The organism is Actinomadura miaoliensis, from assembly GCF_039536785.1.
Taxonomy (GTDB): Bacteria; Actinomycetota; Actinomycetes; order Streptosporangiales; family Streptosporangiaceae; genus Spirillospora; species Spirillospora miaoliensis.
The window spans coordinates 180,922-205,478 of the sequence record NZ_BAAAZG010000016.1 but is presented as its reverse complement, the minus strand read 5'-3'; the positions used below and the strand labels follow the sequence as shown (position 1 = coordinate 205,478).

The window sequence follows — 24,557 nt, the reverse complement described above, 5'->3', positions numbered from 1 at the left end:
GGCGCGCCCCCCGCGGGCGCGGCTGCGGTTCACCCGGCGGGCGGGCCCCCGGCCTGCCCCTCGGTGGCCTGCACGTCGCCGGCCTGTACGTCTCCGGCGCCGATCCGCAGCAGGTAGCCGTGCAGCACCTTCTTCATCTCCACCACCAGCGCCGCCCGTTCGGCCTCGTCGTCGGTGGAGGTCACCAGCGGCACCAGCGCCTGGAACACCTGGATCAGCACGCGCGCCGCGCGGGTGCGCTCGGCCGGGCCCAGCCGTGGCGCCCGCACCGCGATCATCTTCTCCACCCGGCCCAGCAGCGCCGCCTGGATGGGACGCGCCGCGTCCGCCAGCCCCGTCGGCATGTCCGGACGCGCGAACAGCGCCTTGAACCCCGGGTTGGCCACGTTGAACGCCAGGATCGGGTCGACCATCCGGTCGATCATCTCCGGCAGCGGCACCGCCGCCGGATCGACCGACTCGAACGCCTCCCGGTGCGCCGCGCCCATCTGCGTCACGAACCGGTCGGCCAGCGCCCCCGCGATCGCCTCCTTGTTGGCGAAGAACTGGTACAGCGACCCCGGCGAGATCCCCGCCTGCGAGGCGATCGCGTTCGTCGTGGCCGCCTCGTATCCCGAGCGGGCGAACACCTCGGCGGCGGCCGCCAGGATCTGCTCGATCCGCCGTTCGCCCCGGGCCTGACGCCTGCGCGGACGATCGCCCCGGCCCCCGCCCGCGCCCTCCCGCGCCGCCTGCGCCGCCTGGCCGTCCTCGCGCGTGGCCCGCCCGTCCTGCATGTCGCGCCTCCCGATCCCAACACCGCGCCCCGCGCCGCCCCTGCCCCGTCCACGAGGCCCCGGGGGAGGGGCGCGTACTCCCGCAGGAGTATTGCAAACGCGAGCAACCGCTCGTATTCTCCCCAGTTGAATGCGAGCCAATGCTCGCATATACCCATTCTCCCCGGGGGGACCGCATGCTCACACGGGCCATCGTCGGCCGACCATGGTGGATCGTGACCGCCGCGATCATCGGCACGATCCTGGCCGCGGCCATCGGCGCCGGCACCATCGACGCCCTGTCGCTCAACCGCTTCGAGGCACCCGGCTCGGCGTCGATGACCGCCCGCGCCCAGCTCGCCGACCGCTTCGGCACCGGCAGCCCCAACGTCGCGCTGCTGGTCACCGCCCGCCAGGGCACCGTCGACGACCCCCGCGTCGCCGCCGCCGGCCGCGAGCTGACCCGCGAACTGGCCGCCTGGCCCGGCGTCGGCGACACCTGGTCCTACTGGAGCCGCGGCACCCCCGCCACCCTGCGCGCCACCGACGCCCGCCAAGCCCTCGTCCTGGCCTGGGTGCCCGGCGACGCCGACCACGTCCGCCGCGACATCCTGCCCCGCCTGGCCCCCCGCTTCACCCGCGCCGACGACCTGATCACCGTCCAGGCCGGCGGCGGCGACGAGGTGTTCCGGCAGGTCATGCAACAGGCCCGCCAGGACTTCCTGCGCGCCGAACTGCTCGTCGTCCCCCTGGTGCTCCTGCTGCTGTGGGCGGTCTACCGGCGCCTGGCCGCCGCGCTGGTCACCCTCGCCGTCGGCGTGTTCGCCGTCGCCGGATCCCTGGCCGCCCTGCGCGGCGTCACCGCCCTCACCGAGATCTCCACCTTCGCCTCCAACATCGCCCTGGTCATGGGCATCGGCCTCGGCGTCGACTACGGCCTGTTCGTCATCTTCCGCTTCCGCGAGGAACTCGCCCGCGGCCGCGACGTCGCGCAGGCGGCCGCCGCCACCGTCCGCGGCGCCGGACGCACCGTGCTGTTCAGCGGCGGCACCGTCGCCGCCGCCCTGTCGGTGCTGCTGGCCTTCCCCTTCCCGTTCCTGGCCTCCTTCGCCTACGCCGGGATCGCCGTCGTGGCCGCCGCCGTCCTCGGCGCCACCGTCGTGCTGCCCGCCGCGCTCGTCCTGCTCGGCCACCGCGTCCAACGCCGCCACGGCACCGCCCCGCACCGGCCCGAGACCGTCACCTTCTGGTACCGCGCCGCCGCCCGCGTCATGGCCCGCCCCCTGGCCTTCGGCGGCGCCGCCCTGATCCTGCTGCTGGTGCTCGGCGCGCCGTTCCTCGGCGTGCGGTTCGGCCTGCCCGACGACCGCGTCCTGCCCTCCTCCGCCCCCGCACGCCAGATGTACGACCAGATCCGCGCCAACTTCACCGCCGAGGAGGCCGACGCCCTCACCGTCGTGGCCGCCCCCGGCACCGACCCCGCCGCCCTCGCCCCCTACGCCGCCCGCCTGTCACGGCTGGACGGCGTCGTCCGCGTCGACTCGGCCGCCGGATCCTTCACCCAGGGACGCCCCGCCCCCGCACCCACCGGCACACGCTTCACCCCCGACCGGCCGGGCGGCGGAACCTGGCTGTCGGTCGTCGCGTCCTCCCAGCGGCTGGAGGACGACGCCATCGGGCTGGTCCGCCAGGTCCGCGCCCAACCCGCGCCCGCACCCGTCACCGTCGGCGGCTACCCCGCCGAACTGGCCGACTACCGCGACGGCGTCACCGCGCGCCTGCCCCTGGTCGCCGCCCTCATCGTCACCGTCACCTTCCTGGTGCTGTTCGTCATGACCGGCAGCGTCATCGCGCCCCTCAAGGCCACCGTCCTCAACGTGCTCAGCCTGTCGGTGATGTTCGGCGCCCTGGTGTTCGTCTTCCAGGACGGCCACCTGGCCGGCCTGATCGGCTTCACCCCCACCGGAACGATCGAACCCAGCATCCCCATCCTGATGTTCTGCGTCGCCTACGGCCTGTCCATGGACTACGAGGTGTTCCTGCTGTCGCGCATCAAGGAGGAATACGACCGCACCGGCGACCCCACCGGCTCGGTGCCACTGGGCATCGCCCGCTCCGCCCCGCTGGTCACCGCCGCCGCCGTCATCCTGGCCGTGTCCTTCGCCGCCTACGCCACCGGACGCGTGGTGTTCCTGCAGCAGCTCGGCATCGGCATGGCCCTGGCCGTCCTGGTCGACGCCACCGTCATCCGCGGCGTCCTCGTCCCCGCACTCATGCGCCTGGCCGGCCCCGCCAACTGGTGGGCACCCACCCCGCTGCGCCGCCTGCACACCCGCATCGGCCTGTCGGAAACACCAGCCGCCCCCGCACCCGCCCCGCAAGCAACCCCGCCAGCCACCACGACCCCAACGCCCCACTAGCGCACACGGGGAACCGTGCCGGGGACAGGCGCCCGAAGCGTCACCCCGGCACATCCCCGGCGGCACGCAGGCGGCGCAACCACCGCCGCGAGCGGCCCCAGGCGCACCCGCCCACCCTGACACCCGAAAGACCCGGCCCGGCATCCCCCACGGCGGGGGACGTCTGACCGCGCGCGTGCTCGACCCGGCACGGCCCTCGAGCCACGGCCTACGAGCACCGGGCAGCGGACAGCAGGCAACGGACAGCAGGCGTGGTCAGGGCTCCAGGCCCGACAGGTCGAGGCGGGCGAGCCGGTCGGGGTCGGACAGGATGTCGATCGCGACGATCCTGTCGTCGGCGACGGTGAAACTCATGATCGAAATCAGCCTGCCGTCGATGGTGTTGACCAGCCCCGCCATCCCGTTGACCAGCGCGTGACGGGTCACCGACGCGGTCGCCATACGCCGGAAGGTGGCGGCCTGCCCCGCCACCGCCCGCGCGCCGCGCAGCGTCCGCACACCGCCCGGGAACGTCCCGCCGCTGTCGGCGCGCAGCACCACGTCGGGATCGAGGACGGCCAGCAGGCCGTCGAGGTCCCCGCCCCGCGCGGCCGCAAGGAACGCCTCCACCAAACGCCGCTGCGCCACCGGGTCCGGGTCCGGCTCCCACGCCGTGCCCTGAACCCGCCGGCGCGCACGGCTGGCCAGCTTCCTGGCCGCCGCCGGTGTGCGGTCCACGATCGCGGCGATCTCCTCGAACGGCATCCCGAACATGTCGTGCAGGACGAAGGCCAGCCGTTCGGCCGGATTCAGCGACTCCAGCACCACCAGCAGCGCCAGCCCGACCGAGTCGGCGATCAACGCCTGCTGCTCGGGATCGGTGACCTGCTCGCCGACGACCGGATCCGGCAGGCGAACCGGCAGCGGCGTCTCCCGCCGCAGCCGGCGTGACCGCAGCATGTCCAGGCAGACCCGCCCGACGACCGTCGTCAGCCAGCCGCCGAGGTTGTCGATGTCACCGGCCCGGTCGCCCGCCTCGGTACGCGCGAGCTTCAGCCAGGCCTCCTGGACGGCGTCGTCGGCCTCGGCCAGAGAACCGAGCATCCGGTAGGCGACCGCCTTCAGATGCGCCCGGTGCTCCTCGAACCGCTCGGCCAGGAAATCACGCTCACTCATGCCCGCCCCTTCGTCGCGATGGTCACAGCGATGACGGACCGCACGCCCCCGACGTGACCACCGGGACCCGGTCACGCTTCCCGCGGCCCGTCCGTCATGCCCGCGATCACATCGACGTGACGAACGGAGCAGCGACGATGAGCAAGAGACCAGAACGCCCTGGTCACTCTGCTGCCGGCGCAGCTCGTCGCGGGCGTTGGCCTGGGCGTCGGCTTCGTCGCCGCCACGATCGCCGGCGTCCAGAACGTCGCCCCGCAGGACTCGGGCATCGCCTCGGGACTCATCAACACCAGCCAACAGGTCGGCGGCGCGCTGGGCCTGGCGATCCTGGCCGGCGTCGCCGTCACCGCCACCGAGAACCAGCCACCCGCAACGGCGATGCCGCAAGCGCTCATCAGCGGCTACGCCACCGGGCTGCTCGGTGCCGGCGCGTTCTACCTGATCGCCGTCCTGGCCGCCGCCGTCCTCCTGCGGCCCCGCGCGGCGACCCCGGACGCCCAGCCTCAAGCGCCGTCCGCGACCCCGCGGACGCCCAGCACCCGCACGTGACCGGCCCACGCGGCACGGCAGTCGTCACCGCGCCGAAACCGATCCCGGCCGCCGGTCACATCCACCGCTTCGCACCCGTCATAGCAGCGGCACGACACCCGAACATGAAGGGAACCACACCATGACCACCGCCACCGACACCGACACCCAGCAGGACGGTCTGCGATCACGGCTGCCCAACCCCGCCGCCCTCATCCCCGAACTGGGACAGATCGGCGGTGTGCTGTTCAAGGCCACCGGCAACGGCTCGATCCCGCAGACCACCATCAGCCTGGTGCAGCTGCGCGCCGGGCAGATCGCCGGCAACACCTACCTGACCGTCCTACACACCGGCAATCTCCGCAAGGCCGGGGAGCGCGAGGAGCGCATCACCGCCGTGGCGTCCTGGCGCGACGCGCCCTACTTCACCGACGCCGAACGTGTCGCGCTGGCCCTGGTGGAGGCCGTGCTGACACCCAACCCTCACGGTGAGCGGGTCCCCGACGAGCTGTATGCCGAGGCGTCCGCGCACTATGACGACAAGGCGCTCGCCACCCTCGTCATGGCGATCGGCCAGGTCTGCTTCTTCATCCCCCTCGCCGTCATCGGCAAGCCGCTCCCGGGCCTGTCACCCGCCGAGCAGTGGAGGGAGTGACACCCCCGGCCCAGGGTGAGGACACCGCGCCTCACCCTGGGCCACGGCCAGCCCGACCAGTCGCCACCAATCGCCGCGCGGGGAAGCCGTCCGCTCCGCGCAGTCATGTCCCTTGAGCTGAATCCCGGTCGCCGAGGAGGTCGCTCGGGGCCAGGATGGCGCGCGATTTTCGCTTGACTTACTGCTCAATTGAATAGATGGTTGGCTCCATGGAAAGTGGGTCCAGGCGTCCGTACCGCATGGGTGCCCGCGCGGCGGCCATGGAGGTCACGCGCACGCGCGTGCTGGAGGCGGCGGCCGCGCTGTGGATGCGGCGGTGGTACGACGACGTCACGCTGCAGCACGTCGCCGACGAGGCGGGTGTGTCGGTGCAGACGATCGTCAACCACTTCGGCGGCAAGGAGGGACTGGCCGACGCCGTCGCCGACTGGGTGACGTCGCAGACGGCGGTCAACCGTCAGGCGCCGACCGGTGATGTGGCGGCGATCGTGGCCGTGCTGTTCGCGGACTACGAGCGGCACGGCGACGCCAACGTGCTGTGGACCGCGCAGATGGACCGTGTCCCGGCGATCGCCCGCGCGGCCGCTCACGCGCGCAGCCAGCATCGGGCATGGCTGGAGCAGGTCTTCGCCGACCGCCTCCCCGCCCCGGGCCCCGCCCGCGAGCATGCGCTGAACCTGCACCACGCCGCCACGGACGTCTACCTGTGGAAGCTGTGGCGGCGCGACCTCGGCCTGTCGCGCCAGGACGCCGAACGCGCCATGTGCGACCTGTTGACCTCGATCGATCCCCGAAACAGACACGATGCCTAAGAACTTCCTGTTCGCCGTCTGGGCCGGCGGCGGAGCCGTGCCGCCCGTCCTGTCGGTCGCCCGCGCGCTGCGCGAACGCGGCCACGGCGTCCGGGTGCTGGCCGACAGGTCACTGCACGAGGAGGTCGCCGCCGCCGGCGCGGAGCCGATCGCCTGGACCACGGCGCCCCAGGGCGACACCACCGATCCGGCCAAGGACCTCATCAAGGACTTCGAGGCCCGCACGCCGCTGGGCGCGTTCGCGCGGCTGAGAGACCGCATCGTCTGCGGCCCCGCGGCCGAATACGCCCGGGACACGCTGGCCGAGCTGCGCGCCCGCCCCGCCGACGCGCTGGTCGCCGAGCACATGCTGCTCGGCGCGTTCACCGGCGGCGAGGCCGCCGGGATCCCGCTGGCCTCGCTGGTGACGACCATTTATCCCTTGCCCACCCCCGGAGCGCCACCGCCCGGCCCGGGCCTCACCCCCGCCACCGGCGCGCTGGGGCGCCTGCGCGATCGGGTCATGACCCAGCTGATGCTCAAACCGTGGGGGAAGGGACTGCCGGCGCTCAACGCCGCCCGCGACGCGGTCGGCCTGCCCCCGCTGGACTCGGTGATCGACGCGTTCGACCGCGTCGACCGCCTGCTCGTACTGTCCCCGCGCGCCCTCGACTACCCCGGCAGGCGCTTCCCCGCCTACCTGCGGCACGTCGGCCCACGGCTCGACGACCCGGCCTGGGCAGGGGAACCGCAACTGCCCGAGGGTGACGCGCCGCTGGCGCTGGCCAGCCTGAGCTCATCGTTCGTGAACCAGCGCACACTGCTGCAACGCATCGCCGAAGCCCTCGGCACACTGCCGGTGCGCGGGCTGCTGACCACCGGCCCGGCCGTGGACCCGGCGACGGTCCGCGCGCCCGGCAACGTCCTGGTCACCGCGACGGCACCGCACAGCATCGCGCTGCGCCACGCCGCGGTGACCATCACCCACGCCGGCCACGGAACGGCCGTCAAGTCCCTGGCCGCCGGAGTCCCCCTGGTCTGCGTGCCGCTGGGACGCGACCAGGGCGAGGTGGCACGGCATGTGGAACTCGCCGGCGCCGGGATCACCGTGAGCAAGAGCGCCTCACCCCGCACCGTCGCCCGCGCGGTCGACCGCGTCCTGCACGACCCGTCCTACCGGCGCGAGGCGCAGCGACTGGCAGCCGAGATCGCCGCCGAGACGGCCACCGACCGGGCAGTCGCCGAACTCGAGGCCCTCACCGAACGAGCGACCCGCACGGACGAGGACGCCCCCGGAGGCGGCACGGCCGAACCGTCCGGCCCCTCACGGACGTTGTCGAACTGACCCGCACATCCAGCGGCCACATCTCGCCAGACCCATCGAAGGCGTCGACGTCTCCCCGTCGATGATGGCCCGCGACGTCACCCCCACCCGCTTCGAGGCCGCCTGCCACGGTCACGTCCAGGGCGGGGGCGCCGGTGGCCAGGTGGTCGCCGTGCCACACGCCGTCCGCGCGAGGACGCTCGTCATGGGGCACCGTTCGGACGCACCAGGCAGGTCGTCGGGCAGGGTGACCGCGGCCAGAGACGGTCCCGGTGCGGTGGAGGGTGCGGTGCTGGAGCGGGTCAGCTCTCCGCGTCGGCGGTGAGCAGGAACGCGGGCGGGGACTGGTCCCAGCCCGGCACGTTCAGCGCGTTGAGCGCCGCGACGATCCGCTTTTCCTCGTAAAGGAAATGCGTCTCCATCAGCGCGGCGAGGCTGTCCAGCTCGCGCCGGACCGCGGCGGGGTCCGCCGCCTGGTCCAGCTCGGCGACCAGCGCCTGGAGCCGTCGCAGGGAGTCCTCCACCAACCGATGATCGCGGCGCAGCTCCTCCAGCACCGGGCGCAGTTCGGGGAACTGCTCGGCGACCTGGGGGAACGCGCCGTCGTCCTCACCCGTGTGGTGCCGGTTCAGCGCCGAGCAGAAGGTCAGGCAGTGCAACCGCAGTTCGCCGAGCCGCGCACCGCCGGCGAGATAGGCATCGACGCCCTCACGCAGCAGCGCCAGCTCCTCGCGGAGCCAGAGGTGCACTTCGATCAACTGGTTTCCGAACGCCACCAGGCGCCCGTGGGATCCGACCAAGTTCAGTCCATGGTTCCGGCGCCTCCATGCCCTCGGCGATCTCCTTGCCGGGTACACCGCGACGCTGGCAAGCGTTGTAGCAACCCCCAAATCCTCTGTCAAACGCATCGGCCGGGTCCGCAACGGTGCCGACAGGCCGCACCAGAGCCGCTTTGCCAGGCCAGACCGCGCAAGGACGGTCTGGCTGAGCTGAAGGAAGCACCTCCGCGTGCTCGCGGTCGGCACCGGTCAGGCCGCCGGCCTTGCCGCTGGCCGTGTCGAAGTTCTCCTCCCTCTCCACGTTGCCGGGCCCTCACGCAGAACCCTCATCTAGCCTCTAGAGGCACCCAGATTGAACTAACAGGTTCAATCAAGCTATCGTTTCGATTCAGATTTGATGGTGGGCGACGCCCGGACGGGCAGGGGAGGCGGCAGTGGGGAAGACAGTGGTGATCACTGGGGGGACGGACGGGATCGGGGCGGCGCTCGCCCGGGCGCTGTTCGCGCGCGGCGACCACGCCGTCGTCATCGGCACCGACCGTGACAAGGGGGACCGGCTCACCCGCGAGGCCGCGGACGCGCCCGGCGCCTGCACCTTCCTGCCCGCCGACCTGAGCCTGGTCGCCGACACCCGGCGCGTCATCGAGGAGATCACCGCGGCCCACACGGCGATCGACGGGCTGGTGCTGTGCGCGCGGTTCTTCCGGTCGCGACGGCGTGTCACCCCCGAAGGGTTCGAGGACAACTTCGCGCTGTTCTACCTCAGCCGCTTCCTGCTCGGCCACGGGCAGCGCGACGTCCTCGGCGAGGCGGGCGCACCCGTCATCGTCAACGTCGCCGGACCCGGCCACGACACTCCCATCGCCTGGGACGACCTGCAGAGCGCCCGCGGCTACGACGGTGTGCAGGCGATGTTCATGACCGGGCGGCTCAACGACCTGCTCGGCGTCTCCTTCGCCCAGGAGCACGGCCGCACGGTCCGCTACGTGCTGTTCCACCCCGGCACCACCGCGACCGGGTTCGCCGGTGACTACGACCCCGCCACGGCCGCCTTCATCGAACGCCAGAAGGCCCTCGCCAAGCCCGCCACCGACGTCGTCCCGCCCCTGCTGCGGCTCCTGGACCACCCGCCCGCCCAGCCGCTCACCGCGTTCCACCTGCACACCGAGATGAGCGTGGGCAACGGCCTGTTCTCACCCGCCGACGCCGCCCGCCTGGCCGACGTCACCGCGCGGCTGCTGGAACTCCACACGCCCTAGGCTCACAGCAGTGACAGCTGCTCCGGCTCGCCAGACGAGGGCTTACCAGGCGACAGCTCGCCAGGCGATGGCTCGCTGGACGACGGCTCGCCGGAGGTCTGGGGCCTGGCCGGGGCCGAGCCGCGGTGCCCGGGGGAACGGCGGTCGATGCCGTACTTGGCCGCCAGCTCCCGCACCCGCTGCGAGATCCGCTGCTGGAACTCGCGCGGCGCGTACGCGCCGCCCCGGTACAGCCGCGCGTACGGCGTCACCAGGTCGGGGTGGTGCTCGCGCAGCCACGCCAGGTACCACTCACGCGCCCCCGGCCGCAGGTGCAGCGTGATCGCCGTCACCGACGTGGCGCCCGCCTCGGCGATCCGGCGCACCGCCTCCTCCAGTTGCGCGGGGGAGTCACTCAGGTAGGGCAGCACCGGCCCCATCACCACCCCGCAGCGCACGCCCGCGTCGTTGAGCGCCGCGCACACCTCCAGCCGCTTGTCCGGCGCGGGCGTGCCCGGCTCCACCAGCCGCCACAGCTCCCGGTCGACCGACCCCACCGACACCGCCGTGCTGACCTCGGTGCGCTGGGCCGCCTCCACCAGCAACGGCAGGTCACGCAGGATCAGCGACCCCTTGGTCAGGATGGAGAACGGGTTGGCCGCGTCCCGCAGCGCCTCCAGGATCGGCGGCATCAGCCGGTAGCGTCCCTCGGCGCGCTGGTAGCAGTCGACGTTGGTGCCCATCGCGATGTGCTCGCCGCGCCAGCGCGGCGCCGCAAGCTCCCGCCGCACCAGCTCGCCCGCGTTCACCTTCACCACGATCTTCGAGTCGAAGTCGGCGCCCGCGTCCAGGTCCAGGTACTCGTGCGAGCGGCGCGCGAAGCAGTTGTGCGACACCACCCCGTCGGCGATGAAGTCCCCGGTGCCGGTGGTGATGTCGTACAGCGGCGCCTCCAGGCCCAGCGGCTCGACCGACACCACCGCCAGCGACGCGTCGCTGGCCACCGCCGCGCCCTCGACCGGCCACTTGCGTGTGGCCGCCGGGTCGACCGCGTGCAGGAACCGCAGCCGCTCCCGCACCCCGCCGGTGAGGCGGACACCGCGCGGCGCCGCCCCGGCGCAAGCGTCGGCGGTGAAGGTGAAGCCGAGCTCGGCCAGGGCGTCCTTCAGCCCGCCGAACATCTCGGTGCCGGCGACGGCGATCCGTGACACCGTGTGATCACCGTCGGCGCCGGTGTCGAACAGCCCGGCGAGCAGACCCGTGTGCCACGACCGCGACGGCGGTCGCGGCCATCGTGTCAGCCGCTCGACGGCGGCCACCGCCACGGCGCCGCGGACACCGATCCCCTCGGCGTGACGCTCCGCCGGCCCACGTGGCACCCGCTCGCGGGTGACAGGCCGGGCGCCGTCGCAGGCGACGCCGAAATGCTCCAGATACCGGCGCCCCCTGGCGAGCACGTCGGCCTCGCCCGCGGGCAGGCGGACCCGGTGCGGGCCGATGTGCCCCCGGCCGCGCAGGACCGCGCACAGGTATCCGCGGCGGTAGTCGTCGTCGACCTTCGGCGGCGTGGCGAAACGCCCGGTGCCGACCAGGTCGTCGCCCGGTGCCAGGTGCGGACGCCGCCGGGCCCCGGGCTCCCCGCCGGTGACGTGCCTCCAGCCGCGGCCGGTCAGAAACCGGTGGTCGCCGCTGGTGACGAGCCGGGTGCCGTCCCGCAGCGTGACCCGGTGGGCGGGCTTGACCGTCTGCCAGTGGTCGAGGACCTCCGTCACCACGTAACGGCGGTGGCGTCCCTCGCGGCGCGTGCCGTAGACGCGGTCACCGACGCGCACCTCCCGAAGAGGCTTGGTGCGGCCGTCGGCCATGAGGATCGGGGTGTCGCCGCCGCAGCAGTAGACGCACGCGTGCGAGCATCCGCGGTAGGGGTTGATGGTCCACTGGAACGGCATGCGGGACGCGGGCGGAACACGGTTGATGATCGAACGGGCCTGCACCTCGTAGAAGGTCATGCCGCGGAAACCGGGCGTGTCGAACGTGCGGGCGATCGCGCGCCGTTCGATCAGCGGTGCCACCGGGCCGGGCTCCGCACCGTCGTCGAGCCGCAGGTTGTCCCAGCGCATCGGCCCCACCCCCGTTCCATCGAACGTTTGGACGATAGAACGGACGTTCGAAGATCGCAACCCTGCGTGACCGCCCGCGGACGACGCCCGCACCGCACGGTCGGCGATAGAAAGGACGCTCGGAGGACGATCGGGGGCGATCGGGACGTCCGGGCATCACACGCGCATTCGCGTTTGGCGTCGAGCACGGCAACGGGTGCGTAACAATGGCTCGTCATGGTCTGGACGAACAAGGGGACGCCGGGTGCGCTCGCGCGGGCGCTGACCGCGGGCGCGCTGGCCACGGGAACGCTGACCGCGTCGGCCGGCTGCGTGCCGGTGCTGGGCGGCGCCGACGAACGCAGGGCGGGCGACAGGGCACCGGGCATCGCGGGCGCCGAATGCCCCGACGTGCCGCCGCCCGACGGGTCCAAGGGACGCCAGCTGCGCGGCATGTGGATCGCCACCGTCGGCAACATCGACTGGCCCAGGGACGGCCGCCGCGCCGCCGACCAGCAGAAGGCCGACTTCCGCCGGCTGCTGGACAACGCGCGCGCGATGAACCTCAACGCGGTGTTCGTGCAGATCCGCCCCAACTCCGACGCCTTCTACGACTCCCCGTACGAGCCGTGGTCGCAGTGGATCACCGGGACGCCCGGCAAGGACCCCGGCTACGACGTGCTGAAGTTCATGCTGGACGAGGCGCACGCCCGCGGCCTGGAGTTCCACGCCTGGTTCAACCCCTACCGGGTGAGCCGCCAGAGCGACCTGAAGAAGCTCGCGCCCGACAGCCCCGCCCGCCGCAACCCCGGCTGGGTGCGCAAGTACGGCAAGGGCCTGTGGTACGACCCGGGCCTGCCCGAGGTGCGGGACCTGGTCGTCAAGGCCGTGATGGACGTGGTCCGCAAGTACGACATCGACGCGGTCCACTTCGACGACTACTTCTACCCCTACCCCGAGGCCGGCGCGGGGGAGTTCCCCGACCAGGCCACCTACAAGACCTACGGCAAGGGGATGGGCAAGGACGACTGGCGCCGCCACAACGTCGACACCCTCGTCAGGACCGTGTCCGAACGCGTCCACCAGGCCAAGCCGTGGGTGCGTTTCGGCATCAGCCCGTTCGGGGTGTGGCGCAACGACAGCAGCGACCCCGACGGGTCGCCCACGCGCGCGCTGCAGAGCTACGACGACATCCACGCCGACACCCGCAAATGGATCCGCGAAGGGTGGGTCGACTACGTCACGCCCCAGCTGTACTGGACGATCGGTGACGCGCGCGCCGACTACGCCAAGCTGGTGGAGTGGTGGGCCCGCCAGGTGCGGGGCACCAAGGTGCAACTGACGATCGGGCAAGCCGCCTACCGCGTCGGGGAGGACGCGGTCTGGCGCAAGCCCGAGGAGCTGTCGCGGCACCTGAAGCTCAACGCCCGCTACCCGCAGGTGCGCGGCGACGTGTTCTTCAGCGCCTCGGACCTGGCGGAGAACCGGCACGGGTTCGCCGCCCGCCTGCGTAAGGACCACTACGGGACTCCCGCGCTGCCGCCCGTGGCGCCCGCGGCCGATGACAAGAGCAAGGCGGGGGACGGCCCCGCGCCCGCTCACGGTGTGCGGGCCGAGGGCGCCGACGGCGGTGTGCGCGTCACGTGGGGCGCCTCCGAGGACGCGGTGGGCTACGCGGTGTACCGGGTGGACGGCGAGCGTCCCGCGTGCGCCCCCGTCACGGCGGGGACGTTGCTGACGGCGGTGCGCGGCGGCGGCATCCTCGACCCGACCGCCAAGGCCGGCCGCACCTACACCTACTACGTCACGGCCCTGGACCGGATGCAGCGTGAGAGCGCTCCCGCACGGGGCGCGACGGTTACCGCCCGACGGGGATAATGATCTTGCTGCCGGGGCAAGAACAAGGCACTTCAACCCGCCCCCGGAGGTATGGCATGGCGCTGTCGATGGAGGAGCAGCGGATCCTCGCCGAGATCGAGACCCGCCTCAGCGAGGACGACCCGCGGCTGGCCCATCGTCTGTCGAAAGCGGGCGCGAAGGTGGGCCGGGCGCGGCGGCGCCGCCGGATCCGCCTGATCGCGGCCGTGGCGGTCGCGGTGTTCGCGGTGCTGACGGCGGTGGCCGCGGCGGTGCTCACCGCGATCTCGTAGCAGGACGGGTGTTGCGGCGGGTTCCGCTCGTCACACCCGCCCTGCTATGAGAGGCCCCGGCGGGCGTATCGCCCGCCGGGGCCCTGACGTTCAGGCCGGTGTGGTGGTCGCCTCGCGGCGAAAGGCACAACGAAGCTCCTGCCCGAGCCGTACGGCCCGGCGGTATTCCTCGAAGGCAAAGGGTAGAGCCCGGGGGACACATGCCACACCGACACCCACCACGATAACGGCATCGGGGGAGTGCTCATTCCCATCGGGGTGCGCCACGGCCACCTGACCCGGCAGTGAGGGTTGTGTGAGGCGCGTGCACCCGCCCGGTCCGGGCGGCGTCCCACCTTGTGCACGGCCGGGGTGCGAACGTCCCTGACCGCCGCCGACACGGGGTGCTCGCGGCACGGCCAGATCCGTCCATCGCACGAGTCGTACGGCGGGCGGAACGGGAACGACCTGGAGTGACGCGGGAACCGCCACAGGTGAGGAGTCCGGCAGTGGCCGCCAACACCGACATGGAGACCGACGGACCGGCACGCAGGGCGGCGCGGGCCGCGACCTGGGAGCTGGCCCCCGAGACCCCCGCCGCCGCCCACGCCCGCGCCCTCACTGCACGCGCGCTGCGCTCGTGGCGGGTGACCGACGCCACCGACGTCGACGACGTCGTCCTCATGATCGACGAGCTGGTCGCCAACGCCGTCGTGCACGGCGCCCCGCCCGTCCGCCTGCGGCTGCGGCTGGACGGCACCTGCCTGGTCGCCGAGGTCACCGACGCCGACCCGGCGGCGCCGGCCCGCCCGTGCGGCCAGGCGCCGCGCTGGTCGGAGGAGGGCCGCGGGCTGCTGCTGGTCGCCGCGCTGGCCACCGCGTTCGGCTGCCGTCCCGACCCGCCCGGGAAGGTCGTGTGGTTCACCCGCGTCCTGCGCGGCGTCAACGGGCACCGCGCCGCGTCCGCTCCCTGAGGGCTGGGAGAACGGCGCGAGCCCAAAGAGCCTGAGACGGCCGGCGGGCCTGCCGGGGGGCCGCGCGAGCCGTCAGGCCTGCAGGGGGCAGCGGTCGACGACCCATAGCTCGTCGTCCTCGTCCAGGTCGACGGGGCGTTCGGGGTGTTCGGCGAGACGGTCCAGGTGCCACTCGATGTGGGCCAGGGGGCCGCGCCACCCGGCGAGCACGTCGGCCAGCGGCCGCCGCGGGCCCGGCGGCCCGGACGGGCGAGGGTCGGCGACGGGACGCTCCCACAGCGCGTCGTCGCACCCGGCCGCCCAGTGTCCCAGGCCCGCCAGCACCTCCTGCAGGTCGCGGGCCAGCTCGCCCAGCGACCGCAGCGCCATCGCGTCCTGGATGACCCGTTCCCGCTCCTCGGCCGGCATCGCGCGGCCGAACCCCGGCGGCACGTCCCGCTCCGGCGGGGGCGCTCCGGTGGCCGCCGACCGGATCGCCGCCACCTGCCAGCGCGTCCATCGCGCCAGGTGCGCCAGCACCGTGCGCAGGGCCGCCGCGCCCGGCCCGCCGTCGCGCGCCTCGGCGGTCGCCTCGCGCAGCCGCGCGCGCACGTACTCCAGCCGGTCCAGCGTCCAGGCGCGGGCGCGTCCGGCGCCGGTGGGGCCGTGCGGGCCGTCGTCGGCGGGCGGACGCGGCAGCGGCACCCGCAGCGCCGCCAGCAGTTCGTCCAGGTCGCGTGCGGCGGCGGCGCGGCCGGCCAGGTAGGCGGCGCCGATGCGGTCGACGCGGAACATCCGCGGCCCGTCGCGCATGCGGCACCAGCCCACCAGGTAGTCGGCGTGCGGGCCCACCACCAGGCCCTGCGGTTCGACGTCGCGGAAGCTGCGCGCACCGGACTGGTCGGTGTAGGCCAGGCGCACCACGCGGCCGGAGCGCACCGCTGCCGCCAGCGTGTCGCGCACCGGGCCGACCAGCGAGGCGACCTCGCTCATCGGGGGCGGCGCGGGCTCGGGCGCCAGGACATGGCCGCGGCCCCGCTCGGACCGCACCGGAAGGCCGCCGTGCGTCAGCAGCTCCAGGTCGCGGCGCACCGTGCGGGCGCTGACGCCCAGCCGCTCGGCCAGCTCGTCGACGGTCAGGGGGTCGGGGGCGGCGGCGCGCAGTTCGGCGATGAGGGCGAGCAGCCGGTCCACGCGATCCACGCCTCCATGGTCACCGACGCCGCCGACATTATTCCTTCCCTTCGGGCGCGTTTCCCGGACCGTCGCGAACGCGCTGATCCGTCCGTGTCCGCCTGTGTCCGCGCGCGTTCCGGCGTCGACGTTGCCGGGGCACCGACGACTCCGCTAACGTACAACCAAATGGTTGTAGATGGATCGACCGACGAGGCCGTGGACGACCTGTTCCACGCGCTGGCCGACGCCACCCGCCGCGACATCGTGCGCCGCTGCGTACGCGACGAGCTGTCGGTGTCGCGGCTGGCCGACGCCTATCCGATGAGCTTCGCCGCGGTGCAGAAGCACGTCGCGGTGCTGGAGCGGGCCGGTCTGGTCACCAAGCAGCGCCGTGGAAGGGAGCAGCTCGTGCGCACCGACCTGGACGCCGTGCGCCGTGCGCGGCAGGCCCTCGACGAGCTCGAGGCCACCTGGCGCGGACGCGTCGACCGCATGGCGCGGCTGCTCGCCGAGGACCCCGGCCCGGCGGCGGACACCACCACGCAAGGACGGAACACATGACCGTGACCCGCGTCGACAAGGACTACGACGCCCTGACCCTCACCGTGGTCGCCGACTTCGACGCGCCCGTCGAACGGGTATGGCGGCTGTGGTCCGACCCGCGCCGGCTGGAGCGCTGGTGGGGAGGGCCGCCCGGCTTCACGACCGCCGTGGACGAGCACGACCTGACCCCCGGCGGCACGGTCACCTACCTCATGACCGGCCCCGACGGCCGCACGTCGCGCGGCTGGTGGCGGATCGACTCGGTCGAACCGCCGACGTCCCTGGAGTTCACCGACGGCTTCGCCGACGACGGCGTGCCCGTCCCCGACATCCCGACCACCCAGGTGCGGGTGCGCCTCACCGAGCACGACGGCGGCACCCGCATGCTGGTGCACTCGGTGTTCGACTCCCGCGAGCAGATGGACCAGCTGGTGCGCCTGGGCGCGACGGACATCTTCGCCCAGTCGATCGGCCGGATGGACGCCCTGCTCACCGAGTCACCCGACTGACGACCCGGCCCCGCACCCGCACCGGGCATGGACACACCACAACAGACACGCCAGAACACCGAAAGGAACCGCCTCGTGCGCACGGTCAAGCTGCAGCTCCAGATCAGCGTCGACGGCTACATGGCCGGCCCCAACGGAGAACTCGACTGGGTGACGGGCCCCTGGACCGACGACATCAACGCCTACGTCGAGAAGATCTGGGACCCGGTCGACTGCATCGTCCTGGGCCGCAGGCTCGCCGAAGGGTTCATCCCCGCCTGGGAGTCCGGCCCCGAGGGCGAGACCCAGGAGGGCATCGACAAGATGAACAACACGCCCAAGGTCGTCATCTCCAACAGCCTCACCGAGTCTCCCTGGAACAACGCCGTCGTCGCGGGCGGCGACGTCGCCGCGACCATCAACAAGCTCAAGGCCGAATCCGGCGGCGACATCATGGTCTGCGGAGGCGGCACGCTCACCCGGGCGCTCATCGCCCAGGGACTGATCGACGAGCTGCACCTGTTCGTCAACCCGGTCGCGCTCGGCTCCGGGATGCCCGTGTTCCCCGACGGCGACGGCTACCACCGGCTCCGCCTGGCCGGCTCGCGGACGTTCGACTGCGGCATCGCCGCGCTGCACCTGGAAACCGCGCGCGCCTGACCGCACGCCAGGCCGCGGCACACGCCCCCAAGCGCCACATGTCGCGGCCTGACCGGCGGCCGCTGCCGGCCGCCCCGGCGGACCGGGCCGCGGCCCGGTCCGTCAGCGCGACAGCTCCGCGGCCAGCCCCTCCACGTCGGCCGCGGTCAACGTCAGGGTGTCGGCGTTGTCGAGCGCCTGCGTGGCGTCGGCCCGGCCGAGGTGACGGGTGACGGCGCGGTCCAGATAGGTCTCCACCAGCCGCGCCCCCGTCAGCCGCCCCCGGCCGCGCAGCCCGCCCAGGTCACGGTGCACGATCTCCCAGGCGTCCGGCCCCAGCCGCAGCCGCCGCTCCTCGGCCAGCAACGCCAGCAGGCCCGCGCGCACACGCGGATCGTTCATGTCCGGCAGCCGCACAGCGCGCAGGTCGGCCATCAGCTCCGGCGCCGCCGCCGACAGCTCGGCCACCCGCGCCGGCTCGCACGTGGCCAGCAGCGTGGTGTCGCTGACGCCCTCCAGACGCGCCTCGTACAGGTGCTCGGCGTAGGCGGCGCCCTGGGGGTCGTCGAGGACGAGCGCGTCCAGGCCGTCCAGCAGCAGCGTGTGCCCGGCGTGCTCGTCCAGCACACCGCGCAGCCCGGCCGGACCGCGGCCGCGGACCTCCTCGGCGTGCACGCCGTGCACCTCTCCGCTGGACACCCGCACGTCGGCGAGCGCACGCGACACCATGCGCCCCAGCCGCCGCTGCCCGCTGGACGGCGCGCCGATCAGCAGCAGCGCCGGCATGGACGCGGTGGACATCTCCTGACCGCGCAGCCGCTGCGCCCACTTGCCGCGGCGCCGCACCTCGGTCACGACGCGTTCGATGTCGTCGGCGCCGCACAGGAACCGGATGCCGTACGCCTCGGCGATCTGCGGACCGGCCTCGAGCGACGGCGCCGGAGGCACCGGCGGCGGCGGATCCGACACCGGCGCGGGCGGGGGAGGCAGCGGATCACGCGAGGTGGCCTCCGGGTCGACCTGCGTGGCGAACGGCCCCGGATCCAGATGCGTGGCCTCCACCTCGGCGCCGCCCACGCCCTGCTGCACACCCCCCGCGACGGCGCCCGGCGCGGCCCCGGGCGCGGCGTTCGGGCCGGCGCTCGGCCACACCGGCGCGGTCGGCGGCGCGGGCGGCACCGGAGACGACGGCGGCGGCACCGGGGACGACGGGGACGACGGGGAAGACGGAGACGACGGCGGCGGCACCGGAGACGACAGGGGCAAGGGCGCCGGCGCGGGCTGCATCCCCAGCGGCGGTTCGGGCTGCGGCGAGGCCGGCGCGCTCGATCCACCTGGGCCACCTGGCGCACCGGGCGCGCCCGACGAACGCGGCGGTTCGGGGGGCGGCGGTTGGGGCGCGGGTGTGGGCGGCGGCTCGGGGGGAGGCGGGGCGACGGGCTGGTCGGCCGACTCCCCGGCGGCCTGCCGCTCGGCGGCCAGGTGCGCACGCGCCGCCTTGATGATGTCCCAGGCGCTCAGCTCGTCGGTGGACGGCGGGGAGTGCAGCGCCGGGCTGGTCAGCTCGGCCGCCACCGCCTGCGGCACCGCGAACCCCGTGGCCGGGGGCGGCACCTGCGCCAGACGGCACCAGGTCAGCCCGATGGTGTAGGTGGTGGCCAGCAGCCACGACAGCGCGTCGGCGTCGGTACTGCGCAACGCCTCGGGCAGGCGGCCGTCGCGCGGCCACAGCTGCCGCAACGGGTTGGCCGGGTCGGTCAGCACCGCGTGCAGCGTGCGGGCGCTGTCGGGGTCCAGCCAGCGGTGCAGCGCGGGCACCGCGTTGGGCGCGGCCTGCAGGTCGGCGGCCAGCAACGCGATCCCGGCGCGGCGCACGTCGTCATGCGGACGGCCCCCCGTCGGCACCGGCGCGCGCGCCCCCGTCAGCGCCGCCACCACCTGCTGCAGGTCGTACAACGCCAGCCGCAGGTACTCGCCGGGCGCGGCGTCGCGCACCATGGGCGTGGCGAACTCGGCGGGGCAGCGGCGCCGCCACTCCTGCAGCATCGCCGCGGGACCGTACCGGGCCGTGGCCATGTCCTGCTGCACCAGCCGCAGCGACGCGGCCGTCACCGCCGCCAGCGCGTCGGCGCCGGGACGGAACCGCGCGTCGGCCTGCAACCCCGCCGCCACCTCGTACATGACCCGCGCGATGTGCGCGGCCCCGGCGCCGTCGCCGGCCTGCAGCCGGTTGATGTAGTACCCGGCCAGAGTGCCGAAGTCGGGCGGCATCATCCAGTGCAGCCGTTCGGCGGGCGTGGTCAGGAACGGGATGAACGACTCGATCAGCGGGTTCTCCGTCAGCACCACCGGAGCGCCCGCGCACCACAGAAGCGCACTCCAGGCCGCCACCACGGTGCTGGGGGTGCCGGGCTGGAACATGGGGTCCTGCTGGGCGAACTGCGCGGGGTTGACCGCCCACGCCGTGGTCAGCGCCTGCTGGATGCGCGCGACCACCGCCGTCTCCGGCGGCGCCCCGAGGAAACCGAGCGAGGCGACGCGTCCGGCGGTCAGGTCGGGGCCGGTGGGGAACAGCTGCGGCGGCACCGGAGGAGTGCCCGCGCCGCGCGGCGCCGGCTGGGCGACGCGTCGTTCCGCCGGGTCGGTGGGGGGAGGGCACGGGTGCCAGACGCCGTCCAGGCCGCAGCGGTACCAGCGCCCCCACGCGCCGAACAGCCACCACTCGCCCGAGCCCCACAGCATCCGCGCCACGACCTGCTCGGCGCGCTGCTGCGGCGGGGCGGTGCGCCACCAGGGCGAGGCGACCAGCTCCCGTACGTTGGCCTCCACCGCGGTGAAGAGGTCGCCGGCCGTTCCGCCCCCAGTTCCGCCGAGTCCCGCCCCGGCCGCGTGCCAGTTCACCCCGCGAATAGTAGTCCTCCCCGATGACGCGCCCGACGGTTCCGGCGAACGCCACCCGGCCGGTACGAGCCGGAACGAGTCCGGACATCGACGCTGTAAGGAGCGTTATGGCAGGATGCTCATGTACTTCGCGTGAGGGGAGGGACCATGCGGGACGCCGCGCGTACGCGCACCGTGGGGCTGTCGCTGGCGGTGCTGTCGTCGGTGTGCTTCGGCGCGTCCGGACCGTTCGGCAAGGCCCTCATCCACGCCGGGCTCACCCCCTGGCAGGCGGTGTGGCTGCGCATCGCCGGAGCGACCCTGGTGCTGGTGCCGCTGGCCCTGCTGCTGCGCGGCCGCGGCGCGGCGCGCTCGGTGCGGCCCCACCTGCCGTACGTGGTCGGGTACGGCCTGACCGGCGTGGCCGGCGCGCAGGCGTTCTACTTCGTGGCCGCCTCGCGGCTGCCCGTCGGCGTGGCCATCCTGCTGGAGTTCTGCGGCCCCATCCTGGTGCTGGGCTGGACCCGGCTGGTGCGGCGCGCGCCGGTGCACCGCTCGGCCGTCGCCGGCGTCGCCGTCGCCATGGTCGGCCTGACCATGGTGGTGCAGGTGTGGACCGGCCTGCGGCTGGACGCCCTGGGACTGGCCGCCGGTCTGGGCGCCGCCGCCTGCCAGGCCGGGTACTTCCTGCTCGTCGACCGCCTCACCGGCCAGGTCGACCCGCTGGTGATGACCACGGCGGGCACGATGGTCGCCGCGGCCGTGCTGGTCGTGCCCGCCGCGCCCTGGGCGCTGCCCTGGGACGTGCTGCCCGCCACCGTGCCCGTCGGCGACCACGCCGCCCCCGGCTGGCTGCTGGCCGCCTGGATCATCGTCGTCAGCACCGTGCTGGCCTACCTGACCGGCGTGGCCGGGGTGCAGCGGCTGTCGGCGCAGGTCGCCGGCGCCATCTGCTACACCGAGGCGGTGGCCGCCACCCTCCTGGCCTGGGCCGCGCTGGGCGAACGGCTCGCACCGGTGCAGCTGGCGGGCGGCGCGATCGTGCTGGCCGGCGCGTTCCTCGCCCAGCGCGCCACCGCCGACACCGCCGTGCCCGCCGACCCCGCCTCCGCCATCGGCGGCCCCGTCACCCCCGTCGCCGCAGGCGGTCCCGGCCCTGCGGGCGGCCCCGAAGACCCGGGGGACGCGGCCGCCGCGCACGCCCTCAGCCGCTGAACCTCCCGGGCCGGGCCCCGCGTCAGGCGTTCTCGCGCAGGAACCGCCGGGTGCCCAACGTCACCGACACCACCACCAGCACGGCCGTCACCGCCGCGCCCTCGGCGACGGTCGCCGAGGCGTAGTCGCCGACGAACGCGGCGCGCACCGCGTCCACCACGTACCGGAACGGAGTGAAGTGCGACGCCACGTCCAGCCATCCCGGCGCCATGCTCATCGGCAGCAGCATCCCCGACAGCAGCATCAGCGGCAGCACCACCGCCCCCAGCAGCGGCGCGAACCCGTCCTCCCGCCGCGTCACCAGCGCCAGCACGTACGACAGCGAGGCGATGCCGACCGCCAGCAGCACCACCAGCGTCACGCCGATCGCCAGCCCGGCCACCGGCGCGCGCAGTCCCAACGCCACCCCGGCCGCCAGCAGCAGCACCGCCTGCACGGCCAGGATCGTGGTGTCGCGCAGCACCAGGCCCAGCAGCAGCGCCACCCGGCTGACCGGCGTGACCCGCAGCCGGTCCACCACGCCCGCGCGCAGGTCGGCGATCAGGCCGAACCCCACATAGCCCGCGCTGAACAGCACCAGCTGCACCAGCACGCCCGGCACGAACACCTGCCAGGCGTCGTGGTCCCCGAACCCGCGCACGCCGCTGAGCCGTGTCAGCAGCGGCCCGAACAGCAGCAGGTACAGCAGCGGCTGCAGCACACCGAACACCACCGCAACCCTGGCGCGCAGCGTCGCACGCAGATGACGCATGTACAGCAGGCGCGTGTCACGCACGGTACGTCGCAGATCCACGGGAACCCCTCCTCGTCGGTGTCATGGAAATTCAGGCGGCGGCTTCGCGCAGCGACCGGCCGGTGATGGTGAGGAACACGTCGTCGAGGGTGGGACGCGCCATCCGCAGCGCCGTCATCTCCACCCCCGCCGCGTCCAATGCCCGCACCACCTGCGGCAGCGCGCGGTCGCCCTGGTCGACGGTCAGCCGCACCGACGATCCCGTCACCACCGCCTCGCGCACCTGCGGCAGGCCCGCCAGCGCGGCGCGCGCACGAGCGGCCCCGCCGGTCTCCCCGGCTGCCCCTCCGCCGGTCTCACCGGCGGTGTCCGCGTCGGGCCCGCCGCCGGGCCGCGCGTCGGCCAGTTCGAGGATCACCACGTCGCCGGAGACGCGGCGCTTGAGCTCGTCCGGCGTGCCCTCGGCCACGATCCGGCCGTGGTCGATGATGAGGATCCGGTCGCACAGCGCGTCGGCCTCGTCCAGGTAGTGCGTGGTCAGGAACACCGTGGTGCCGTCCTCGTCGCGCATGCGGCGGATGTGCTCCCACAGGTTGCCGCGGCTGTGCGGGTCCAGGCCGGTGGTCGGCTCGTCCAGGAACACCAGGGGCGGACGGTGCACCAGCCCCAGCGCGATGTCCAGCCGGCGGCGCTGCCCGCCCGACAGCGCCTGCGCCGGACGATCCAGCAGCCCCTCCAGCTCCAGCCGCGCGCACAGCTTGGCGATCCGCTCGGCGCGGTCGCCCACGCCGTACAGGCGGGCCTGCAGGTCCAGCTCCTCGCCGATCGGAACGGCGGGACCGGCGCCGCCGCCCTGCGCCACGTATCCGATGCGGCGCCGCACGCCCACCGCGTCGGTGCGCAGGTCGTGCCCGGCGACCGTGGCGGTGCCGGCCGTGGGCGCCAGCAGCGTGGTCAGCATCCGCAGCGTGGTGGTCTTGCCCGCGCCGTTGGGGCCCAGGAACCCGACGATCTCGCCGGGCGCCACGGACAGGTCGACGCCGCGCACCGCCTCCACGGTGCCGCGTCTGGTGGTGAAGGTGCGGGCCAGCCCGCTCGCCTCGATCACGTCTGCCTCCAGGATCGGATGGGGGAAACGTCGATAGAGTAACCACAAATTTGGAGTCGCACCAAGTTTTCAGTGACGCCATCGCGACTAGAATTCCTGGCATGGCGGACGATCGCGGGGCCGGGACGCCGGCCGGAACCGGGACCGGGACCCAGGCCGGATTCGAGGCCGGGTCCGGGGGAGGGGAGGCGCGCGACACCGAACGGCTCGGGTTGCGTGAACGCAAGAAGCGCGAGACCAGGCGGCGCATCGCCGACATCGCCACAGGGCTGTTCATGATGCGCGGCTTCGACAACGTCACCATCGCCGACGTGGCCCGCGCCGCCGACGTGTCGGTCAACACCGTCTTCAACTACTTCGGGACCAAGGAGGACCTGTTCTTCGACCGGCAGGAGGAGATCGTCGAGCAGGCGGCGCGCGCGTTCACCGAACGCGCTCCCGGCGAGTCGGCCGCCGCGGTGTTCCGCCGCCTGTTCATCGAAGGCCTGGACCAGAACGCCTACCAGACCGGGTTCCACGAGGGCTCGGAGACCTGGGCTCGCACCGTCCGCCAGAGCCCCGCCCTGGCCGCCAAGCAACTGGAGATCGCCCATCGCGCGCAGCGCCGGCTGGCCGCCGTTCTCGCCGACGAGACCGACGCCGACCCCGACGACATCACCGCCCGCGCCGCCGCCGCCATGATCTTCGCCGTGCAGCGGACGCTCGTCGAGCAGATCCTGCAGCGCAAGATGGCCGGCGAGTCGCTGGAGGAGATGCGCGAAGACGTCTACGCCGCCGCCGAACGCGCCTACGACCTGCTGGAACGCGGCATCGGCGGCTACGGCGCCAAACCCGCCGCCCCCGGCCGCGGCCTCCCGGGCGGCACCGCGCCGCCGGCCCTGCCGCACGGATCGTCCGAGACGTCCGCGCCGGAGCCCGACACCGAAAAATAGGTGTCGGGGTGATCGCC

The 24,557-nt window shown here is 73.7% G+C and carries 22 protein-coding genes; 14 read left to right on the top strand and 8 right to left on the bottom strand.

Annotated features, from left to right (window positions below):
* Positions 1 to 29: 29 nt before the first annotated feature.
* Positions 30 to 776, bottom strand: coding sequence for a TetR family transcriptional regulator (locus ABD811_RS13655; RefSeq protein WP_344946240.1), 747 nt, complete (start codon positions 774 to 776; stop codon positions 30 to 32).
* A 215-nt stretch (positions 777 to 991) separates the two neighbouring features.
* Between ABD811_RS13655 and ABD811_RS13650 the strand changes: the two genes are divergently transcribed.
* Positions 992 to 3,175, top strand: a complete 2,184-nt coding sequence (locus tag ABD811_RS13650; RefSeq protein WP_344946237.1) for an MMPL family transporter — start codon at positions 992 to 994, stop codon at positions 3,173 to 3,175.
* Positions 3,176 to 3,430: 255 nt separating this feature from the next.
* On the opposite strand, the gene sigJ is transcribed toward ABD811_RS13650, so the two are convergent.
* The gene (gene sigJ / locus ABD811_RS13645) at positions 3,431 to 4,330 is read right to left on the bottom strand and encodes an RNA polymerase sigma factor SigJ (protein ID WP_344946234.1); all 900 of its coding nucleotides are present in this window, start codon (positions 4,328 to 4,330) and stop codon (positions 3,431 to 3,433) included.
* Between the two features lie 378 nt (positions 4,331 to 4,708).
* Between sigJ and ABD811_RS13640 the strand changes: the two genes are divergently transcribed.
* The 4 genes from ABD811_RS13640 to ABD811_RS13625 all read left to right on the top strand — a co-directional run bounded on the left by ABD811_RS13640 (position 4,709) and on the right by ABD811_RS13625 (position 7,649).
* Positions 4,709 to 4,879 (top strand): hypothetical protein, encoded by a 171-nt coding sequence (locus tag ABD811_RS13640; protein WP_344946231.1) that lies wholly within the window; start codon positions 4,709 to 4,711, stop codon positions 4,877 to 4,879.
* 121 nt (positions 4,880 to 5,000) lie between these two features.
* Positions 5,001 to 5,513 carry a carboxymuconolactone decarboxylase family protein gene (locus ABD811_RS13635; protein ID WP_344946228.1) on the top strand — a complete coding sequence of 171 codons (513 nt, stop codon included), beginning with the start codon at positions 5,001 to 5,003 and terminating at the stop codon, positions 5,511 to 5,513.
* A 209-nt stretch (positions 5,514 to 5,722) separates the two neighbouring features.
* Positions 5,723 to 6,325, top strand: coding sequence for a TetR/AcrR family transcriptional regulator (locus ABD811_RS13630; protein ID WP_344946225.1), 603 nt, complete (start codon positions 5,723 to 5,725; stop codon positions 6,323 to 6,325).
* On the top strand, positions 6,318 to 7,649 hold the full coding sequence (locus ABD811_RS13625) for a glycosyltransferase (RefSeq protein WP_344946223.1): 1,332 nt from the start codon (positions 6,318 to 6,320) through the stop codon (positions 7,647 to 7,649). The genes ABD811_RS13630 and ABD811_RS13625 overlap by 8 nt, the downstream gene beginning before the upstream one ends.
* 281 nt (positions 7,650 to 7,930) lie before the next feature.
* Here the strand turns inward: ABD811_RS13625 and ABD811_RS13620 are convergent, their stop codons facing one another.
* Positions 7,931 to 8,428, bottom strand: coding sequence for a hemerythrin domain-containing protein (locus ABD811_RS13620; RefSeq protein WP_344946221.1), 498 nt, complete (start codon positions 8,426 to 8,428; stop codon positions 7,931 to 7,933).
* A gap of 413 nt (positions 8,429 to 8,841) precedes the next feature.
* Between ABD811_RS13620 and ABD811_RS13615 the strand changes: the two genes are divergently transcribed.
* Positions 8,842 to 9,666 carry an SDR family NAD(P)-dependent oxidoreductase gene (locus tag ABD811_RS13615; RefSeq protein WP_344946219.1) on the top strand — a complete coding sequence of 275 codons (825 nt, stop codon included), beginning with the start codon at positions 8,842 to 8,844 and terminating at the stop codon, positions 9,664 to 9,666.
* 2 nt (positions 9,667 to 9,668) lie between these two features.
* On the opposite strand, the gene ABD811_RS13610 is transcribed toward ABD811_RS13615, so the two are convergent.
* Complete coding sequence (locus ABD811_RS13610; protein ID WP_344946216.1) at positions 9,669 to 11,765, bottom strand: intein-containing Rv2578c family radical SAM protein; 2,097 nt, start codon at positions 11,763 to 11,765, stop codon at positions 9,669 to 9,671.
* Positions 11,766 to 11,981: 216 nt separating this feature from the next.
* Here ABD811_RS13610 and ABD811_RS13605 point away from each other — a divergent pair, with 216 nt between their 5' ends.
* The 3 genes from ABD811_RS13605 (at position 11,982) to ABD811_RS13595 (ending at position 14,847) form a co-directional block, all read left to right on the top strand.
* A complete protein-coding gene (locus tag ABD811_RS13605) occupies positions 11,982 to 13,622 on the top strand; it encodes a glycoside hydrolase family 10-like protein (RefSeq protein ID WP_344946214.1) in 1,641 nt (546 codons plus the stop codon).
* Positions 13,623 to 13,678: 56 nt separating this feature from the next.
* A complete protein-coding gene (locus ABD811_RS13600; RefSeq protein WP_344946211.1) occupies positions 13,679 to 13,894 on the top strand; it encodes a DUF3040 domain-containing protein in 216 nt (71 codons plus the stop codon).
* Positions 13,895 to 14,382: 488 nt separating this feature from the next.
* Positions 14,383 to 14,847 (top strand): ATP-binding protein, encoded by a 465-nt coding sequence (locus tag ABD811_RS13595; protein ID WP_344946209.1) that lies wholly within the window; start codon positions 14,383 to 14,385, stop codon positions 14,845 to 14,847.
* Between the two features lie 72 nt (positions 14,848 to 14,919).
* On the opposite strand, the gene ABD811_RS13590 is transcribed toward ABD811_RS13595, so the two are convergent.
* Positions 14,920 to 16,029 (bottom strand): WYL domain-containing protein, encoded by a 1,110-nt coding sequence (locus ABD811_RS13590; RefSeq protein ID WP_344946207.1) that lies wholly within the window; start codon positions 16,027 to 16,029, stop codon positions 14,920 to 14,922.
* 159 nt (positions 16,030 to 16,188) lie between these two features.
* On the opposite strand from ABD811_RS13590, the gene ABD811_RS13585 reads away from it, so the two are divergent.
* The 3 genes from ABD811_RS13585 (at position 16,189) to ABD811_RS13575 (ending at position 17,693) form a co-directional block, all read left to right on the top strand.
* Positions 16,189 to 16,563 carry an ArsR/SmtB family transcription factor gene (locus ABD811_RS13585; protein ID WP_344946204.1) on the top strand — a complete coding sequence of 125 codons (375 nt, stop codon included), beginning with the start codon at positions 16,189 to 16,191 and terminating at the stop codon, positions 16,561 to 16,563.
* A complete protein-coding gene (locus ABD811_RS13580; RefSeq protein WP_344946201.1) occupies positions 16,560 to 17,054 on the top strand; it encodes an SRPBCC family protein in 495 nt (164 codons plus the stop codon). Before ABD811_RS13585 ends, ABD811_RS13580 begins: the two co-directional genes overlap by 4 nt.
* 75 nt (positions 17,055 to 17,129) lie before the next feature.
* Positions 17,130 to 17,693, top strand: coding sequence for a dihydrofolate reductase family protein (locus ABD811_RS13575; protein ID WP_344946198.1), 564 nt, complete (start codon positions 17,130 to 17,132; stop codon positions 17,691 to 17,693).
* 102 nt (positions 17,694 to 17,795) lie between these two features.
* Here ABD811_RS13575 and ABD811_RS13570 read toward each other — a convergent pair whose 3' ends face one another.
* Entirely contained in the window at positions 17,796 to 20,573 is a 2,778-nt protein-coding gene (locus ABD811_RS13570) for a hypothetical protein (RefSeq protein ID WP_344946196.1), read from the bottom strand.
* 147 nt (positions 20,574 to 20,720) lie between these two features.
* On the opposite strand from ABD811_RS13570, the gene ABD811_RS13565 reads away from it, so the two are divergent.
* A complete protein-coding gene (locus ABD811_RS13565; RefSeq protein ID WP_344946193.1) occupies positions 20,721 to 21,767 on the top strand; it encodes an EamA family transporter in 1,047 nt (348 codons plus the stop codon).
* A gap of 22 nt (positions 21,768 to 21,789) precedes the next feature.
* Here the strand turns inward: ABD811_RS13565 and ABD811_RS13560 are convergent, their stop codons facing one another.
* Entirely contained in the window at positions 21,790 to 22,560 is a 771-nt protein-coding gene (locus ABD811_RS13560) for an ABC transporter permease (RefSeq protein WP_344946190.1), read from the bottom strand.
* Between the two features lie 31 nt (positions 22,561 to 22,591).
* A complete protein-coding gene (locus tag ABD811_RS13555; RefSeq protein ID WP_344946187.1) occupies positions 22,592 to 23,608 on the bottom strand; it encodes an ABC transporter ATP-binding protein in 1,017 nt (338 codons plus the stop codon).
* A 101-nt stretch (positions 23,609 to 23,709) separates the two neighbouring features.
* Between ABD811_RS13555 and ABD811_RS13550 the strand changes: the two genes are divergently transcribed.
* A complete protein-coding gene (locus ABD811_RS13550) occupies positions 23,710 to 24,540 on the top strand; it encodes a TetR/AcrR family transcriptional regulator (RefSeq protein WP_344946184.1) in 831 nt (276 codons plus the stop codon).
* Positions 24,541 to 24,557 lie beyond the last annotated feature (17 nt).

What these genes read in the sequence shown, in the direction of transcription:
- ABD811_RS13655 (WP_344946240.1), bottom strand. Translation starts at nt 776, where the DNA reads ATGCAGGACGGGCGGGCCACGCGCGAGGACGGCCAGGCGGCGCAGGCG.
- sigJ (WP_344946234.1), bottom strand. Translation starts at nt 4,330, where the DNA reads ATGAGTGAGCGTGATTTCCTGGCCGAGCGGTTCGAGGAGCACCGGGCG.
- ABD811_RS13640 (WP_344946231.1), top strand. Translation starts at nt 4,709, where the DNA reads ATGCCGCAAGCGCTCATCAGCGGCTACGCCACCGGGCTGCTCGGTGCC.
- ABD811_RS13635 (WP_344946228.1), top strand. Translation starts at nt 5,001, where the DNA reads ATGACCACCGCCACCGACACCGACACCCAGCAGGACGGTCTGCGATCA.
- ABD811_RS13630 (WP_344946225.1), top strand. Translation starts at nt 5,723, where the DNA reads ATGGAAAGTGGGTCCAGGCGTCCGTACCGCATGGGTGCCCGCGCGGCG.
- ABD811_RS13625 (WP_344946223.1), top strand. Translation starts at nt 6,318, where the DNA reads ATGCCTAAGAACTTCCTGTTCGCCGTCTGGGCCGGCGGCGGAGCCGTG.
- ABD811_RS13610 (WP_344946216.1), bottom strand. Translation starts at nt 11,765, where the DNA reads ATGCGCTGGGACAACCTGCGGCTCGACGACGGTGCGGAGCCCGGCCCG.
- ABD811_RS13605 (WP_344946214.1), top strand. Translation starts at nt 11,982, where the DNA reads ATGGTCTGGACGAACAAGGGGACGCCGGGTGCGCTCGCGCGGGCGCTG.
- ABD811_RS13600 (WP_344946211.1), top strand. Translation starts at nt 13,679, where the DNA reads ATGGCGCTGTCGATGGAGGAGCAGCGGATCCTCGCCGAGATCGAGACC.
- ABD811_RS13585 (WP_344946204.1), top strand. Translation starts at nt 16,189, where the DNA reads ATGGTTGTAGATGGATCGACCGACGAGGCCGTGGACGACCTGTTCCAC.
- ABD811_RS13580 (WP_344946201.1), top strand. Translation starts at nt 16,560, where the DNA reads ATGACCGTGACCCGCGTCGACAAGGACTACGACGCCCTGACCCTCACC.
- ABD811_RS13565 (WP_344946193.1), top strand. Translation starts at nt 20,721, where the DNA reads ATGCGGGACGCCGCGCGTACGCGCACCGTGGGGCTGTCGCTGGCGGTG.
- ABD811_RS13550 (WP_344946184.1), top strand. Translation starts at nt 23,710, where the DNA reads ATGGCGGACGATCGCGGGGCCGGGACGCCGGCCGGAACCGGGACCGGG.